The following is a 14384-nucleotide window of genomic DNA, read 5'->3' on the forward strand; positions in this document are numbered from 1 at the left end:
GCGATGAGGTAAGAGGTTGCCGGACTTCCGGGTAATTCTTAACCTAGTTAGTTTTGGTCTAGAACCAGGCGACGGTTATTTTGTGATGTGTTTCGTTGTGGCGTATAATGCAACACCCGGAGCAGTTTATAGAATATATCCGCTGTTGTACGTATGAAGTAAAGCGTGCAGGAAAAAAGGAGGGAAATTAAATGGCAAAGCAAAAAATTAGAATTAGACTAAAAGCATTTGATCACACAATTTTAGATCAATCAGCTCAAAAAATTGTTGAAACTGCTAAAGCATCAGGAGCAAAGGTAGCAGGTCCAGTGCCACTACCAACAGAAAAAGATATTGTTACTATATTAAGAGCTCCACATAAGTACAAAGATTCAAGAGAGCAGTTTGAAATTAGAACTCATAAGAGATTAATTGATATCCTTAGCCCATCACCAAAGACTGTTGATGCGTTAATGAGATTAGATTTACCAGCAGGCGTTGATATTGAAATAAAATTATAATTGTAATAGATTTTACTATTACGAACTATTATGACTGCGTAATAATGTGGTCCGCTAATATGTTGAGGAGGTGTAACAATTGAAAAAAGCTATAATAGGTAAAAAGCTTGGAATGACTCAGATATTTGATGAAAACAATAAGGTGGTTCCTGTAACAGTAATTGAAGCAGGTCCATGTGTAGTTACTCAGAAAAAAACTGTTGAAAAAGATGGTTACGAGGCTATACAGGTAGGATATGGTGTAATAAAAGAAAAATTAGTTAACAAGCCACGAAAGGGTCACTTCAGCAAAGCAGGTGTAGAATCTAAAAGATTATTAAAGGAATTCAAATTAGAGAATTCTAATGATTATCAAGTAGGACAGGAATTAAAGGCAGATTTATTTGTAGCAGGAGATAAAGTTGACGTATCTGGAGTTTCCAAGGGTAAGGGATTCCAAGGTACAATAAAAAGATGGAATGGTCACAGAGGACCAATGACACACGGTTCTAAATTCCATAGATCAGTAGGTTCCATGGGAGCTTCTTCAGATCCATCAAGAACTTTCAAAAACAAGAAGATGCCTGGACACATGGGAAACAGAAATACAACTGTATTAAATTTAGAAGTTGTTAAAATTATGCCAGAAAAAAATATAATTTTAATTAAGGGCGGAGTGCCAGGACCAAATAAAGGTTTTGTAGTAATAAGAAATAGCGTTAAAGCTTAATTTTTGTAGAAAGGAGGATGCAGAATGCCTACAGTAGGATTATTTAATAAACAAGGTCAAAAGGTTGGAGATGTTCAATTAGCAGATAATATATTTGCTACTGAAATTAATGAGTATGCATTACATCAAGTAGTTGTAGCTCAATTAGCTAATAAAAGACAAGGAACTCAGTCTGCAAAGACAAGAGCAGAAGTTTCTGGAGGCGGAATAAAGCCTTGGAGACAAAAGGGAACTGGTAGAGCAAGACAAGGATCAACAAGATCTCCACAATGGATACACGGAGGTATTGTTTTTGCTCCAAAGCCAAGAAGTTATAGAGTTTCAATTCCAAAGTCAATGAGAAGGGTTGCTATGAAGTCAGCTTTATCTGCGAAAGTTAAAGATAATGACATGATAGTGTTAGAAAATCTTGAATTAGAAGCCCCAAAGACTAAGGAAATGGTTGCTATGTTAAATGCTTTTGAAGCTAAAAAGACTTTAATTGTTACAGCTGAATCAAACCAAAATGTTTATAAATCAGCTAGAAACATTGAAGGAGTAGCAGTTATTCCAGTAAACAATTTAAATGTATATGATATTTTAAAGTATGAAAAGTTTATTATAACTAAGGATGCTGTATCTAAAGTTGAGGAGGTGTATGCATAATGAAGCTAACAAATTATGATATAATAAGAAGACCTGTTATAACTGAAAAAAGTATGGCTTCTATGGGAGAAAAGCAGTACACCTTTATCGTAGATAAGCATGCTAATAAGTGTCAAATAAAAACAGCTGTTGAAGCAGTATTTGGCGTAAAAGTAGAAGAAGTAAGAACTGCAAACATTCTTGGAAAGAACAAGAGAGTTGGAGTACACTTTGGAAAAAGACCTGATTACAAGAAAGCTGTAGTTAAACTAGCTCAAGATAGTAAAGCTATAGAATTCTTTGAAGGAATGTAATAATAAATTAAAGCGTTAGTGGCTATAAGCCAGATAAGCTAAGAAATGGAGGTTTACAAATGGCAGTTAAAACATTTAGACCTACCACTCCAAGTAGAAGACAGATGACTATGAGCACATTTGAAGAAATTACAACAAATGAGCCAGAAAAGTCATTATTAGTTTCTTTAAGTAAAACAGGTGGTAGAAATAATACCGGTAAAATAACTGTTCGTCATCGTGGTGGCGGTGCAAAGAGAAAATATAGATTAATAGACTTCAAGAGAAACAAGGATGGAATTCCAGCTAAGGTTTCTAGCGTGGAATATGATCCAAACAGAACAGCATTTATAGCATTAGTTGTATATGCTGATGGTGAAAAAAGATACATAGTTGCTCCACACGGATTAAAAGTAGGGGATACAATTGTATCAGGACCAGAAGCTGATATAAAAGTAGGAAACTGCTTACCATTAAAGAACATACCAGTAGGTACAATTGTTCATAATGTGGAATTAGCAAGAGGAAAAGGTGCTCAGCTTGTAAGAGCAGCAGGAAGTTCCGCACAGTTAATGGCTAAAGAAGGAGACTATGCAACTTTAAGACTTCCAAGTGGAGAAATGAGATACGTTAGAGTAGAATGTAGAGCTACTATAGGAACAGTATCAAATTTAACTAATGATATAATTAACATAGGTAAAGCTGGAAGAACAAGACATAAGGGCTTCAGACCTACAGTTAGAGGTTCTGTAATGAATCCTAATGACCATCCACACGGTGGTGGTGAAGGTAAATCACCAATCGGACACGCAAGTCCAATGACTCCATGGGGTAAGCCAGCTCTTGGATACAAAACTAGAAAAAATAAGAAGTATTCAGACAGACTTATTGTTAAGAAAAGAACTAAATAATTTGAAGAGAATATTTTTATTCTCTTCAAAGATTATTATAACGGTTATATGAAGGGAGGCCAATAAATTTGAGTAGATCTGTTAAAAAAGGACCTTTTATACATGAAGGACTTTTAATGAAAGTAAATGAAATGAACAAAAATGGAGAAAAGAAAGTTGTGAAGACTTGGTCTAGAAGTTCAACTATTTTCCCACAGATGATTGGTCATACTATAGCAGTGCATGATGGAAGAAAGCATGTTCCTGTATATGTTACTGAAGATATGGTAGGACATAAATTAGGAGAATTTGCTCTAACAAGAACTTATAGGGGTCACGTAGATAAGACAGCTAAGTCAAGTTCTGTTAGATAATGCGGGAAGGAGGTAATAATAAATGGAAGCTAAAGCAATAGCTAAATATGTAAGAATGTCCCCAATGAAAGTGGGTATAGTTCTTGATTTAATAAGAGATAAGAATGTAAATGAGGCCTTTGCTATATTAAAATATACTCCTAAAAGAGCAGCTGTAGTTGTTGAAAAAGTGTTGAAATCAGCTGTAGCAAATGCAGAAAATAATTTAAATTTAGATATAAATACATTATATGTAGCAGAAGCTTACGCTTGTCAGGGACCTGTATTAAAGAGATTTCAACCTCATGCACAAGGTAGAGCTTTTAGAATACTTAAAAGAACTAGTCATATAACATTAGTTGTTAAAGAAAGAGCTTAAAAAGAAGGAGGGAAACAGATGGGTCAGAAAGTACATCCACACGGCTTAAGAGTTGGAGTTATTAAAGATTGGGATGCTAAATGGTATTCTGATAAGAAGAATTTTGCAGATAACTTAGTAGAAGACAATAGTATAAGAGAGTTCGTAAAGAAAAAATCTTATGCTGCTGGAATCTCAAAAATAGAAATAGAAAGAGCTGCAAAAAGAGTTAAATTAAACATCTATACTGCTAAACCAGGAATGATAATTGGTAAGGGTGGTTCAGGGATAGATGCTTTAAGAAACGAGCTTAAGAAGTTTGTAAAAGATGATAAAAATATATTAATAAATATAGTAGAAGTTAAAAACGCAGAAACAAATGCACAGTTAATGGCTGAAAATGTTGCTCAGCAGTTAGAAAAGAGAATTTCTTTCAGAAGAGCAATGAAGCAAACTATACAAAGAGCAATGAAATCAGGAGTTAAGGGTGTTAAGACTGCTTGTGCAGGAAGACTTGGAGGAGCAGATATAGCTAGAACTGAACAGTATCATGAAGGCACAATTCCACTACAGACATTAAGAGCTGATATTGATTATGGATTTGCTGAAGCAGATACTACATTTGGTAAAATAGGAATAAAAGTTTGGGTATATAGAGGTGAAGTTCTTCCAGTTAAAAAAGAAAAAAAGGAAGAAGTTAATGCATAGGGAAGGAGGAATATGACATGTTAATGCCTAAAAGAGTTAAACATCGTAAAGTACAACGCGGCAGAATGAAGGGTAAGGCTACAAGAGGAAACTTTATAGCATATGGTGATTACGGTTTACAAGCTACTGAATGTGGTTGGATTACTAGCAATCAGATAGAATCAGCCAGAATAGCTATAAATAGATATATAAAAAGAGGAGGAAAACTTTGGATAAAGATTTTCCCAGATAAACCAGTTACTGAAAAGCCAGCTGAAACACGTATGGGTTCCGGTAAAGGTTCACCAGAGTATTGGGTAGCAGTTATAAAACCAGATAGAGTTTTATTTGAGTTAACAGGTGTAGATGAAAAGGTTGCTAGAGAAGCTATGAGACTTGCATCACACAAGCTACCTGTATCAACTAAATTTGTAAAAAGATCAGACTTTGAGGAAATGGGTGGTGAAATCAATGAAGGCTAAAGAATTACAAGAATTAAGACAAAACAACCCACAAGATTTAGAGGGTAAATTAAATGACCTTAAGGGCGAATTATTTAACCTAAGATTTCAATTAGCTACTGGCCAATTAGAAAACCCAATGAGAATAAGAGAAGTTAAAAAATCTATAGCCCAGATTAAAACCATCCTTAGAGAAGCAGAACTAAGGACTATTGAGCAGTAATTGAGAGGAGGTTCATCCTGTGGAAAGAAAATTAAGAAAGACAAGATTAGGTAGAGTTGTTTCTGATAAAATGGATAAGACAATTGTTGTTGCAGTTGAAACAAAAGTTCGTCACCCACTATACGGAAAAACAATTAATAGAACAACTAAATTCAAAGCTCATGATGAAAATAATGAAGCAAAGATGAATGATAGAGTATTAATAATGGAAACTAGACCATTATCTAAAGATAAAAGATGGAGACTTGTAGAAATAGTAGAAAAAGCTAAATAATAGTTACAAAGGCTGAAAGGAGGGTATTTGAATGATTCAGCAGCAAACTATACTAAAAGTTGCAGATAACTCTGGCGCTAAAGAAATAATGTGTATTAGAGTATTAGGTGGATCAAAAAGAAAATGGGGTAACATAGGCGATATAATCGTTGCTAGTGTTAAAAGTGCAACACCAGGCGGTGTTGTTAAAAAAGGTGAAGTAGTTAAAGCCGTTATAGTAAGATCTGTTAAAGGATTAAGAAGAGCAGACGGATCATACATAAGATTTGATGAAAATGCGGCTGTTATAATAAAAGATGATAAACAGCCAAAGGGTACTCGTATCTTTGGACCTGTAGCTAGAGAGATAAGAGACAAAGAATTCACAAAAATTTTATCCTTAGCACCAGAAGTTCTATAGGATAGGGAGGTGACTTGAATGCAGAATAAAATACATGTTAGAAAACAGGATACTGTAATGGTTATATCTGGTAAAGATAAAGGCAAAATAGGTGAAGTTGTAAGTGTATTACCTAAGACTAACAAAGTATTAGTTAAGGGTGTTAATTTAATTACAAAACACCAAAAACCAAGCAAAGAGAATATGCAGGGTGGAATAGTTCATAAAGAAGCACCTATATATAGTTCCAAAGTTATGTTATACTGCACAAAGTGCAAATCAGTAACAAGAATAAGTCATAAGTTATTAGATGACGGAACTAAGGTAAGAGTTTGTAAAAAGTGTGGAGAAACATTCTAATCTTGAAAGGAGGTTTACTTAATGAATCCAAGATTACAAGAAAAGTATGAAAAAGAAGTTGTACCAGCTTTAATGGAAAAGTTCGGATATAAAAATATAATGGAAGTTCCAAAGCTTGATAAAATAGTTATTAACATGGGTATTGGAGAAGCTAAGGATAATCAGAAGGTATTAGAATCAGCTGTTAGCGATTTAACTATAATAGCAGGTCAAAAGCCAATATTAACAAGAGCTAAAAAATCTATTGCTAACTTCAAAATCAGAGAGAATATGGCAATAGGCTGTAAGGTAACATTAAGAAAGAACACAATGTATGAATTTGCAGATAAGTTAATGAATGTAGCTCTTCCAAGAGTTAGAGACTTTAGAGGAATCTCTGATAAGTCTTTTGATGGTAGAGGAAATTATTCATTAGGACTTAAAGAACAATTAATATTCCCAGAAATTGAATATGATAAAATTGATAAAGTTAGAGGAATGGATATAACATTTGTAACTACTGCAAAGACTGACGAGGAAGCTAGAGAATTATTAAGATTCCTTGGAATGCCATTTGCTCAGTAATTAAGGAGGGAAAACTGTGGCACGTAAAGCTTTGATAGAAAAATGGAAAAAAGAACCTAAGTATTCCACTAGAGCTTATACAAGATGTAGAATATGTGGTAGACCACACGCTGTGCTAAGAAAGTTTGGTATATGCCGTATTTGCTTTAGAGAACTTGCATATAAAGGACAGATACCAGGATGCAAGAAAGCTAGCTGGTAATATAGAATAGGAAAGGAGGCACATTAAATGGTAATGACTGACCCAATTGCTGATTTATTAACTCGTATAAGAAACGCAAATATAGTTAAACATGAAACTGTAGAAATACCTTCTTCAACTATAAAGAAGGCTATTGCAAACATAATGTTACAAGAAGGATATATAAAGAACGTTGAGGAATATACTGACGGATCAGTTCCAATGTTAAAAGTAACAATGAAATATGGTCAGAACAAAGAGAAGACTATTACTGGTTTAAAGAGAATATCAAAACCAGGATTAAGAGTATATTGCAGAAAAGAAGAGATTCCTAGAGTGTTGAATGGATTAGGAGTAGCTATCGTATCAACTTCAAAAGGAATAGTTACAGATAGAGAAGCAAGAAAATTAGCTGTAGGCGGAGAAGTTCTTTGCTACATATGGTAATTAGGAAACAGGAGGTGTAATTATGTCAAGAATTGGTAGACTTCCAATAGCTATACCTAATGGTGTAACTTTCGCAGTAACACCAGACAACGTTGTTACTGTTAAAGGACCAAAGGGTGAACTTGTTAAAGCTATGAACACTGCTATTAATATAGCCGTTGAAGATAATTCTGTTGTAGTAACAAGAAATAATGATCAAAAACAAAACAGAGCTCTTCATGGATTAACAAGAGCTTTAATCAATAATATGATTATTGGAGTAACTGAAGGATACAAAAAGACTTTAGAATTAGTTGGTGTAGGTTATAGAGCTCAAGTGCAGGGAAATAAATTAGTAATGAGCTTAGGATTCTCACATCCAGTTGAAATAGAACCAGTAGAAGGTGTTCAATTCCAAGTTGAAGGAAATAACAAGGTAGTAGTTAGCGGTATAGATAAACAAAAGGTAGGAAACGTTGCTGCTGATATAAGAAGTTGGAGAAAACCTGAACCTTACAAAGGAAAAGGTATCAAGTATGATAACGAAGTTATTAGACGTAAGGAAGGTAAGACTGGTAAGAAATAATAAGAAAGGAGTGAGTTTCAATGATTAATAAGCAAGATAGACAAGAATCAAGAGTGAGACGTCACATAAGAGTTCGTAAAAAAGTTTTTGGAACTCCTGAAATGCCAAGACTTGCAGTATATAGAAGCGAAAAGAACATATATGCTCAGATAGTTGATGACATAAATGGAGTAACTTTAGTTTCAGCTTCCAGTTTAGAAAAAGAATTCAGTGCAGTTGGAAGCAATAAAGAAGGAGCTAAATTAGTAGGCCAGTCTGTAGCTAAAAAAGCTATAGAAAAAGGAATTACTAAAGTAGTGTTTGATAGAGGCGGATACATTTATCACGGAAGAGTGCAACAACTTGCCGAAGGTGCAAGAGAAGCAGGTTTACAATTCTAATAAAGGAGGGAAATAAATGAGAATAGATCCTAGCACTTTAAACTTGAAGGAAAAAGTAGTTTTTATTAATAGAGTTGCTAAGGTTGTTAAAGGTGGTAGAAACTTTAGATTTAGCGCCCTCGTTGTAGTAGGAGACGAAAATGGTCATGTAGGCGTAGGTATGGGAAAATCTATAGAAATACCTGAAGCAATTAGAAAAGGCATAGAAGACGCAAAGAAGAATTTAGTGGAAGTTGCAATGGTAGGAACTACAGTTCCACATAATATAGAAGGTAAATTCGGTACTGGAAGAGTACTTATAATGAAATCTAAAGAAGGTACAGGAGTTATAGCTGGGGGCCCAGTTAGAGCGGTACTTGAACTAGCAGGATTAAAAGATGTTAGAGCAAAATCTTTAGGTTCCAATAACCCAAGAAACATGGTTAATGCAACTATCGACGGTTTATCAAAAGTAAGAACAGCTGAGCAAATAGCTAAGCTAAGAGGAAAAACCGTTGAAGAGATCTTAGGTTAGGAGGGAATAGCCTTGGCTAAACTTAAAATTACTTTAAAAAGAAGTACAATTGGTAGAAGAAAAGATCAGATAGCTACAGTTACCGCTCTTGGATTAAAGAAAATCGGTAAAACTGTTGAACATGATGACACTCCTCAAATCAGAGGAATGGTAAATAAGGTAAGCTACCTTTTAGATGTAGAAGAAGTACAGTAAAAGAGGAGGTGTAACTATAATGAAACTTCACGAATTAAGACCAGCAGAAGGTTCTAGAAAAGCTCCTAAAAGAGTCGGAAGAGGTACAGGTTCAGGCCTTGGAAGAAATGCAGGTAAGGGAGAAAAGGGACAGAATGCTAGATCAGGCGGCGGCGTAAGACCAGGATTTGAAGGTGGCCAGATGCCTTTATATAGAAGATTACCTAAAAGAGGATTTACGAACATATTTGCTAAAGAATATGCTACTATAAATGTAGATAGATTAAACATATTTGAAGATGGAACAGAAGTAACTCCAGAAGTATTAATGGAAAACGGAGTAATAAGTAAAGTATACGACGGAGTTAAAATTCTTGGAAATGGCGAATTAACTAAAAAGTTAACTGTAAAAGCTACAAAGTTCTCCAAGGCAGCAGCTGAAAAGATTGAGACAGCTGGAGGAAAAGTTGAGGTGATATAATGTTATCAACCCTACGTAATGCCTGGAAAGTTCCAGATCTAAAAAAGAGACTAATATTTACATTCTTTATGTTAGCTCTTTTTAGAATGGGTAATTTTATCCTTGTTCCTGGAATAGATCGAACTAAGTTACAAGCTCTATCACAGGGTGGAAACTTGTTTGCTTTTTATGACTTGATATCTGGTGGTGCTTTCAGTAATTTTAGTATATTTGCAATGGGTGTAGGGCCTTATATTAACTCATCCATTATATTTCAACTGTTAACTATTGCTTTACCTTCTTTAGAACAACTTTCTAAAGAAGGAGAAGATGGCAGAAAGAAGATTCAGCAATATACTCGTTATGGAGCTATATTCTTTGCCATAGTTCAGGCATTTAGTACGTATGCTATAATTTCAAGAGCTGGGGCACTACAAGATGCATCAAGGCTAAACATGTTCTTGATTATTCTTACTTTAACGACAGCATCCACATTTTTAATGTGGTTTGGAGATAAGATTACTGTAAAAGGTGTAGGTAATGGTATATCACTCTTAATATTTGTCAATATTATATCTGGGATTCCAAAAACTATATATCAAGTTGCTGCATTACAAAAGGTAGAAGAAGTAAACTTTATACAAGTGATAATGTTTGCTGTTCTAGCAGTAGCTTTATTTATAGTAGTAGTTATCATGAGTTTAGCAGAAAGAAGAATTCCTGTTCAATATGCAGGTAAGACTGTAGGCGGTAGGGTATATAAAGGACAATCAACTCATATTCCTATTAATGTTAACTCATCAGGAGTTATAGGAATTATATTTGCTATGTCGGTTATGCAGTTTCCTGCCACTATAGGTGCTATTTGGCCAGAATCTAAGTTTTATACTTTTGTTACAGGAAGTAAATTTAGTTTATTCAAAGAAGGAAGCTTGCAGTATATGGTTATATATTTCATCCTTGTAGTATTTTTTACATGGTTTTATACTCAGGTTACTTTCAAGCCAGATGAAATGGCTGAAAACATGCATAAATCATCAGGATTCGTTCCAGGAATAAGACCTGGAGATTCAACTGCTAACTATATAGATAAGATATTAACAAGAATATCTATACTAGGAGGTATTTTTGTTGCTATGATAGCTATTCTTCCTATAATTATAGCAAATGGTACTCCGTTTAAAGGAGTTTACTTTGGTGGTACAGGACTATTAATAATGGTCAGTGTAGCGCTTGAAGCTGTAAGACAAATAGAATCACAGTTGGTTATGAGACATTACCAAGGATTCTTAAAGTAATATATAATTGGAGATGGTTTAGTTGAATATAATTTTATTAGGTCCTCCAGGAGCTGGAAAAGGGACTCAGGCTAAATTAATAAGTGAAAAGTATTCCATACCACATATATCTACAGGAGATATTTTTAGAAAGAATATTTCTGAAAAAACGCCCCTAGGAGTAAAGGCAAAAGGCTACATGGATAAGGGTCAGTTAGTTCCTGATGAGTTAACTATAGATCTAGTTAAAGACAGATTACAACATGATGATTGTAAGAATGGATTTCTTCTAGATGGATTCCCAAGAACAGTTGCACAAGCAGAAGCATTAGATGAATTTTTACATGAAAATAATCAAAGCATAAATTCTTCACTTTTAATAGATGTTCCTCAGGAGTATATACTTGAGAGAATGACTGGAAGAAGAGTTTGTAATTCATGTGGAGCAAGTTATCATGTAAAATTCAATCCTTCAAAGGTTGAAGGAAAATGTGATGTTTGTGGAAGTGAGTTAATTCAAAGAAAAGATGATTCAGAAGAAACAGTTAGAGAAAGACTTGACGTTTATTCAAAGCAGACGCAACCTTTAATTCAGTACTATAGTGATAAAGAAGTGTTATCCACTATAGATGGTACAAGAGAAATAAAAGAAGTATTTGAGAATATTTCTGATATTTTGGGGAGCGAAAAATAAATGATATTAATTAAAAATGATATGGAAATTGAATATATGAGGCAAGCAGGTAAAGTTGTGGGTGACACTCTAGCAAAACTTCAAGAGGTTATAAAGCCTGGTATAACTACTGCAGACTTGGATAAAATAGCTGAGGAATTTATTGCAAAAAGGGGTGCTAAGCCATCTTTTAAAGGGTATCATGGATTCCCAGCTTCCATATGTACATCAGTAAATAGTGAAGTAGTACATGGAATTCCTTCTAAAGATAGAGTGCTTCAAGAGGGAGATATAATAAGCATAGATTGCGGAGCTATACTTAATGGGTACCATGGTGATGCGGCAAGAACATTTGCTGTAGGCAATATATCCAAGGAAGCAGAGCAACTAATTAATGTAACTAGAGAAGGTTTTTTCAAAGGCATAGAAAAGGCTATAGTAGGTAATAGACTAACAGATATTTCACACTCAATTCAAATGTATGTGGAAGGTTTTGGGTATTCTATTGTTAGAGACTATGTTGGTCATGGTATAGGAAGAGATATGCATGAAGCTCCTGAAGTTCCTAACTTCGGTAGACCTGGAAGAGGACCAAAATTGACTAAGGGTATGGTGCTAGCCATAGAGCCGATGGTAAATATAGGCGCATATCAAGTTTTTGTAGAAGATAATGAATGGACAGTATTAACAAGTGATAATAGCTTATCTGCTCATTATGAAAATACAGTAGCTATCTTAGAAAATGGACCGGAAATATTAACACTAGGTCAGTAGAGGTGAATAATTTGGAACAAAACGACCACATTGGCAAGGTAGTGTATTCTAAAGCTGGAAGAGATAAGGATAGGCTTTTTGTGATTGTTGCAAAGCTAAATGAAGAGTATGTATATATTTCAGATGGAAGCTTAAGACTAATAGAAAATCCTAAAAAGAAGAAAATAAAACACTTATCTTTTACCAACATATTATCAGAAGAAATTAGAGAATTAATACTATCAGGAAATACAATTAATAATTCATTAATTAGAAAGTTTTTGCAGTCTCACGACATGAATAAGGAGGTTTGAGACCTTATGTCAAAGGAAGATGTAATTGAAATGCAGGGTACTGTATTAGAAGCTTTACCTAATGCAATGTTTGAAGTAGAACTAGAAAGTGGTCATAAGATATTAGCACATATTTCTGGAAAGCTAAGAATGAATTTTATCAAAATTTTACCAGGTGATAAAGTAACTGTTGAGTTATCTCCATATGATTTGACACGTGGAAGAATAACCTGGAGAGCAAAGTAATAAGGAGGGTTAGCTATGAAAGTAAGACCATCTGTTAAACCTATATGCGAAAAATGTAAAGTTATTAAAAGAAAAGGCAGAGTTATGGTTATCTGTGAAAACCCAAAACATAAGCAAAAGCAGGGTTAGTTAAAGTCAATAATGTTTTAGGTGCGGCTGACGTTAGAAGCTAGTCTTTCTAATGGCCTAAACTTTAGATATAAATAAATTCATATTACTCATAAAGAAGATATTCAGGAGGTGTAAATTTTAATGGCAAGAATAGCAGGTATTGACCTACCAAAGGAAAAAAGAATAGAAATAGGCATAACCTACATTTATGGAATTGGATTACCAACAGCTCATAAAGTTCTTAAAGAAACAGGAATAAATCCAGACACAAGAGTTAGAGATTTAACTGAAGAAGAAGTAAACTCATTAAGAGACTATATAAATAAGAATTTATTAGTTGAGGGTGATTTAAGAAGAGATATCGCTCTTGATATAAAGAGATTAATGGAAATAGGATCTTACAGAGGAATAAGACACAGAAAAGGTCTTCCAGTAAGAGGTCAGAAAACTAAGACCAATGCTAGAACTAGAAAAGGTCCTAAGAAAATGGTTGCGAGCAAAAAGAAGAAATAAGATCTAATAATAAATAAGGAGGGATAAAGATGGCAGCTGGATCAAAGGTTAAAAAGACAAGAAGAAGAAAAGAAAGAAAAAATGTTGAACATGGTTGTGCTCATATACAATCAACTTTCAACAATTCTATAGTTACTATAACTGATGCCGTTGGAAATGCATTATCTTGGTCAAGTGCAGGAGGACTAGGATTTAGAGGCTCAAGAAAGAGTACTCCATTTGCAGCTCAGATGGCAGCAGAAACTGCAGCAAAGGCAGCTATGGAACACGGTTTAAAGAGTGTAGAAGTTTTAGTTAAAGGACCAGGAGCAGGTAGGGAAGCGGCTATAAGATCACTACAGGCAGCTGGACTTGAAGTAACTTTAATTAAGGATGTTACTCCAATACCACATAATGGTTGTAGACCACCAAAGAGAAGAAGAGTCTAATATTATAGTAATAGGAGGTGTAATTTTAAATGGCAAGATATACTGGAGCAGTTTGCAGACTTTGCAGAAGAGAAGGATTAAAGCTATTCCTTAAAGGAGATAGATGTTATACAGATAAATGTGCGATCGCAAGAAGAGGATACGCACCTGGACAACATGGACAGAGTAGAAAGAAGATCTCTAACTATGGATTACAGTTAAGAGAAAAGCAGAAGGCTAAGAGAATATACGGGTTATTAGAAAAGCAGTTCAGAATGAATTATGATAGAGCTGAAAGAGTAAAAGGCATAACAGGTGAAACTCTATTAAAGCTTCTTGAAATGAGACTTGATAATGTAGTTTATAGATTAGGTTACGGAAGTTCAAGAAAAGAAGCAAGACAGTTAGTAACTCATGGACATTTCTTAGTAAATGGAAAGAAAGTAGATATACCTTCTTACCAAGTAGCTGTAAATGATGTTATAGCTGTATGTGAAAAGAGTAGAGCTAGTGAAACTTTCAAAGTATTTGCTGAAAATCCAAAAACTTTACCAAACTGGTTATCTGGAAATCCAGAAAACTTTGAAGGTAAAGTAATAAGTGAACCAGCAAGAGTTGATATAGATGTACCTGTAAACGAAACATTAATAGTAGAGTTATACAGCAAATAATAATTAGCTTAATTAAAAGAATCAGTTGCCCTCAACGTCAATTT

Annotated in this window: 30 protein-coding genes; all 30 read left to right on the plus strand. The window is 34.4% G+C overall.

The genetic code is table 11. From position 1 onward, the window contains the following. The first annotated feature begins 191 nt into the window (after positions 1 to 191). The 30 genes from rpsJ (at position 192) to rpsD (ending at position 14340) form a co-directional block, all read left to right on the plus strand. Positions 192 to 500 carry a 30S ribosomal protein S10 gene (rpsJ, locus tag BSD9I1_RS17080; protein WP_186431335.1) on the plus strand — a complete coding sequence of 103 codons (309 nt, stop codon included), beginning with the start codon at positions 192 to 194 and terminating at the stop codon, positions 498 to 500. A gap of 79 nt (positions 501 to 579) precedes the next feature. Further along, positions 580 to 1209 carry a 50S ribosomal protein L3 gene (gene rplC / locus BSD9I1_RS17085; RefSeq protein ID WP_186431336.1) on the plus strand — a complete coding sequence of 210 codons (630 nt, stop codon included), beginning with the start codon at positions 580 to 582 and terminating at the stop codon, positions 1207 to 1209. 24 nt (positions 1210 to 1233) lie between these two features. After that, entirely contained in the window at positions 1234 to 1854 is a 621-nt protein-coding gene (gene rplD, locus BSD9I1_RS17090; protein WP_186431337.1) for a 50S ribosomal protein L4, read from the plus strand. Further along, positions 1854 to 2147, plus strand: coding sequence for a 50S ribosomal protein L23 (rplW, locus tag BSD9I1_RS17095; RefSeq protein ID WP_035306421.1), 294 nt, complete (start codon positions 1854 to 1856; stop codon positions 2145 to 2147). The genes rplD and rplW overlap by 1 nt, the downstream gene beginning before the upstream one ends. A 59-nt stretch (positions 2148 to 2206) precedes the next feature. Beyond that, positions 2207 to 3037: a 50S ribosomal protein L2 gene (gene rplB, locus BSD9I1_RS17100; RefSeq protein ID WP_186431338.1), complete on the plus strand. Its 831-nt coding sequence runs from the start codon at positions 2207 to 2209 to the stop codon at positions 3035 to 3037. A gap of 68 nt (positions 3038 to 3105) precedes the next feature. Next, on the plus strand, positions 3106 to 3390 hold the full coding sequence (gene rpsS / locus BSD9I1_RS17105) for a 30S ribosomal protein S19 (RefSeq protein ID WP_186431339.1): 285 nt from the start codon (positions 3106 to 3108) through the stop codon (positions 3388 to 3390). A gap of 22 nt (positions 3391 to 3412) precedes the next feature. Beyond that, positions 3413 to 3748: a 50S ribosomal protein L22 gene (rplV, locus tag BSD9I1_RS17110; RefSeq protein ID WP_186431340.1), complete on the plus strand. Its 336-nt coding sequence runs from the start codon at positions 3413 to 3415 to the stop codon at positions 3746 to 3748. A gap of 18 nt (positions 3749 to 3766) precedes the next feature. Further along, positions 3767 to 4435 carry a 30S ribosomal protein S3 gene (rpsC, locus tag BSD9I1_RS17115; RefSeq protein WP_186431341.1) on the plus strand — a complete coding sequence of 223 codons (669 nt, stop codon included), beginning with the start codon at positions 3767 to 3769 and terminating at the stop codon, positions 4433 to 4435. A 17-nt stretch (positions 4436 to 4452) separates the two neighbouring features. Further along, a complete protein-coding gene (gene rplP / locus BSD9I1_RS17120) occupies positions 4453 to 4896 on the plus strand; it encodes a 50S ribosomal protein L16 (protein WP_186431342.1) in 444 nt (147 codons plus the stop codon). Then, positions 4886 to 5098, plus strand: coding sequence for a 50S ribosomal protein L29 (gene rpmC / locus BSD9I1_RS17125; RefSeq protein ID WP_035306437.1), 213 nt, complete (start codon positions 4886 to 4888; stop codon positions 5096 to 5098). Before rplP ends, rpmC begins: the two co-directional genes overlap by 11 nt. A 19-nt stretch (positions 5099 to 5117) precedes the next feature. After that, the gene (rpsQ, locus tag BSD9I1_RS17130; protein ID WP_035306440.1) at positions 5118 to 5372 is read left to right on the plus strand and encodes a 30S ribosomal protein S17; all 255 of its coding nucleotides are present in this window, start codon (positions 5118 to 5120) and stop codon (positions 5370 to 5372) included. A gap of 31 nt (positions 5373 to 5403) precedes the next feature. Beyond that, positions 5404 to 5772 (plus strand): 50S ribosomal protein L14, encoded by a 369-nt coding sequence (gene rplN, locus BSD9I1_RS17135; RefSeq protein ID WP_035306444.1) that lies wholly within the window; start codon positions 5404 to 5406, stop codon positions 5770 to 5772. Between the two features lie 18 nt (positions 5773 to 5790). Further along, positions 5791 to 6111 carry a 50S ribosomal protein L24 gene (gene rplX, locus BSD9I1_RS17140; RefSeq protein ID WP_035306447.1) on the plus strand — a complete coding sequence of 107 codons (321 nt, stop codon included), beginning with the start codon at positions 5791 to 5793 and terminating at the stop codon, positions 6109 to 6111. A 21-nt stretch (positions 6112 to 6132) separates the two neighbouring features. Further along, positions 6133 to 6675 carry a 50S ribosomal protein L5 gene (rplE, locus tag BSD9I1_RS17145; RefSeq protein ID WP_035306451.1) on the plus strand — a complete coding sequence of 181 codons (543 nt, stop codon included), beginning with the start codon at positions 6133 to 6135 and terminating at the stop codon, positions 6673 to 6675. 16 nt (positions 6676 to 6691) lie between these two features. Beyond that, positions 6692 to 6877, plus strand: a complete 186-nt coding sequence (locus BSD9I1_RS17150; RefSeq protein ID WP_035306453.1) for a type Z 30S ribosomal protein S14 — start codon at positions 6692 to 6694, stop codon at positions 6875 to 6877. A 27-nt stretch (positions 6878 to 6904) separates the two neighbouring features. Then, positions 6905 to 7303, plus strand: coding sequence for a 30S ribosomal protein S8 (rpsH, locus tag BSD9I1_RS17155; RefSeq protein ID WP_035306457.1), 399 nt, complete (start codon positions 6905 to 6907; stop codon positions 7301 to 7303). Between the two features lie 22 nt (positions 7304 to 7325). Continuing rightward, complete coding sequence (gene rplF / locus BSD9I1_RS17160) at positions 7326 to 7868, plus strand: 50S ribosomal protein L6 (protein ID WP_035306459.1); 543 nt, start codon at positions 7326 to 7328, stop codon at positions 7866 to 7868. A 20-nt stretch (positions 7869 to 7888) separates the two neighbouring features. Then, on the plus strand, positions 7889 to 8248 hold the full coding sequence (gene rplR / locus BSD9I1_RS17165; RefSeq protein WP_035306462.1) for a 50S ribosomal protein L18: 360 nt from the start codon (positions 7889 to 7891) through the stop codon (positions 8246 to 8248). Between the two features lie 16 nt (positions 8249 to 8264). Further along, positions 8265 to 8762 carry a 30S ribosomal protein S5 gene (rpsE, locus tag BSD9I1_RS17170; RefSeq protein WP_035306466.1) on the plus strand — a complete coding sequence of 166 codons (498 nt, stop codon included), beginning with the start codon at positions 8265 to 8267 and terminating at the stop codon, positions 8760 to 8762. 12 nt (positions 8763 to 8774) lie between these two features. Beyond that, positions 8775 to 8957: a 50S ribosomal protein L30 gene (gene rpmD / locus BSD9I1_RS17175; protein WP_186431343.1), complete on the plus strand. Its 183-nt coding sequence runs from the start codon at positions 8775 to 8777 to the stop codon at positions 8955 to 8957. A 19-nt stretch (positions 8958 to 8976) separates the two neighbouring features. Further along, on the plus strand, positions 8977 to 9417 hold the full coding sequence (rplO, locus tag BSD9I1_RS17180) for a 50S ribosomal protein L15 (protein WP_035306474.1): 441 nt from the start codon (positions 8977 to 8979) through the stop codon (positions 9415 to 9417). After that, positions 9417 to 10694 carry a preprotein translocase subunit SecY gene (gene secY, locus BSD9I1_RS17185; RefSeq protein WP_035306477.1) on the plus strand — a complete coding sequence of 426 codons (1278 nt, stop codon included), beginning with the start codon at positions 9417 to 9419 and terminating at the stop codon, positions 10692 to 10694. The genes rplO and secY overlap by 1 nt, the downstream gene beginning before the upstream one ends. A 22-nt stretch (positions 10695 to 10716) precedes the next feature. Continuing rightward, positions 10717 to 11367 (plus strand): adenylate kinase, encoded by a 651-nt coding sequence (locus BSD9I1_RS17190; RefSeq protein ID WP_186431344.1) that lies wholly within the window; start codon positions 10717 to 10719, stop codon positions 11365 to 11367. Then, positions 11368 to 12120 carry a type I methionyl aminopeptidase gene (map, locus tag BSD9I1_RS17195; protein ID WP_186431345.1) on the plus strand — a complete coding sequence of 251 codons (753 nt, stop codon included), beginning with the start codon at positions 11368 to 11370 and terminating at the stop codon, positions 12118 to 12120. A gap of 11 nt (positions 12121 to 12131) precedes the next feature. Next, positions 12132 to 12413 carry a KOW domain-containing RNA-binding protein gene (locus BSD9I1_RS17200; protein WP_035306487.1) on the plus strand — a complete coding sequence of 94 codons (282 nt, stop codon included), beginning with the start codon at positions 12132 to 12134 and terminating at the stop codon, positions 12411 to 12413. A 6-nt stretch (positions 12414 to 12419) separates the two neighbouring features. Continuing rightward, positions 12420 to 12638: a translation initiation factor IF-1 gene (gene infA, locus BSD9I1_RS17205; protein ID WP_035306489.1), complete on the plus strand. Its 219-nt coding sequence runs from the start codon at positions 12420 to 12422 to the stop codon at positions 12636 to 12638. A gap of 15 nt (positions 12639 to 12653) precedes the next feature. Then, a complete protein-coding gene (gene rpmJ, locus BSD9I1_RS17210) occupies positions 12654 to 12767 on the plus strand; it encodes a 50S ribosomal protein L36 (RefSeq protein ID WP_003373491.1) in 114 nt (37 codons plus the stop codon). Positions 12768 to 12890: 123 nt separating this feature from the next. After that, a complete protein-coding gene (rpsM, locus tag BSD9I1_RS17215) occupies positions 12891 to 13262 on the plus strand; it encodes a 30S ribosomal protein S13 (protein WP_186431346.1) in 372 nt (123 codons plus the stop codon). Between the two features lie 29 nt (positions 13263 to 13291). Continuing rightward, the gene (gene rpsK / locus BSD9I1_RS17220) at positions 13292 to 13690 is read left to right on the plus strand and encodes a 30S ribosomal protein S11 (RefSeq protein ID WP_035306494.1); all 399 of its coding nucleotides are present in this window, start codon (positions 13292 to 13294) and stop codon (positions 13688 to 13690) included. 29 nt (positions 13691 to 13719) lie between these two features. Next, positions 13720 to 14340 (plus strand): 30S ribosomal protein S4, encoded by a 621-nt coding sequence (rpsD, locus tag BSD9I1_RS17225; RefSeq protein WP_035306498.1) that lies wholly within the window; start codon positions 13720 to 13722, stop codon positions 14338 to 14340. The last annotated feature ends 44 nt before the right edge of the window (positions 14341 to 14384 follow it).

It is taken from the genome of Clostridium sp. BSD9I1, assembly GCF_900185645.1.
Lineage (GTDB): Bacteria > Bacillota > Clostridia > Clostridiales > Clostridiaceae > Clostridium_AK.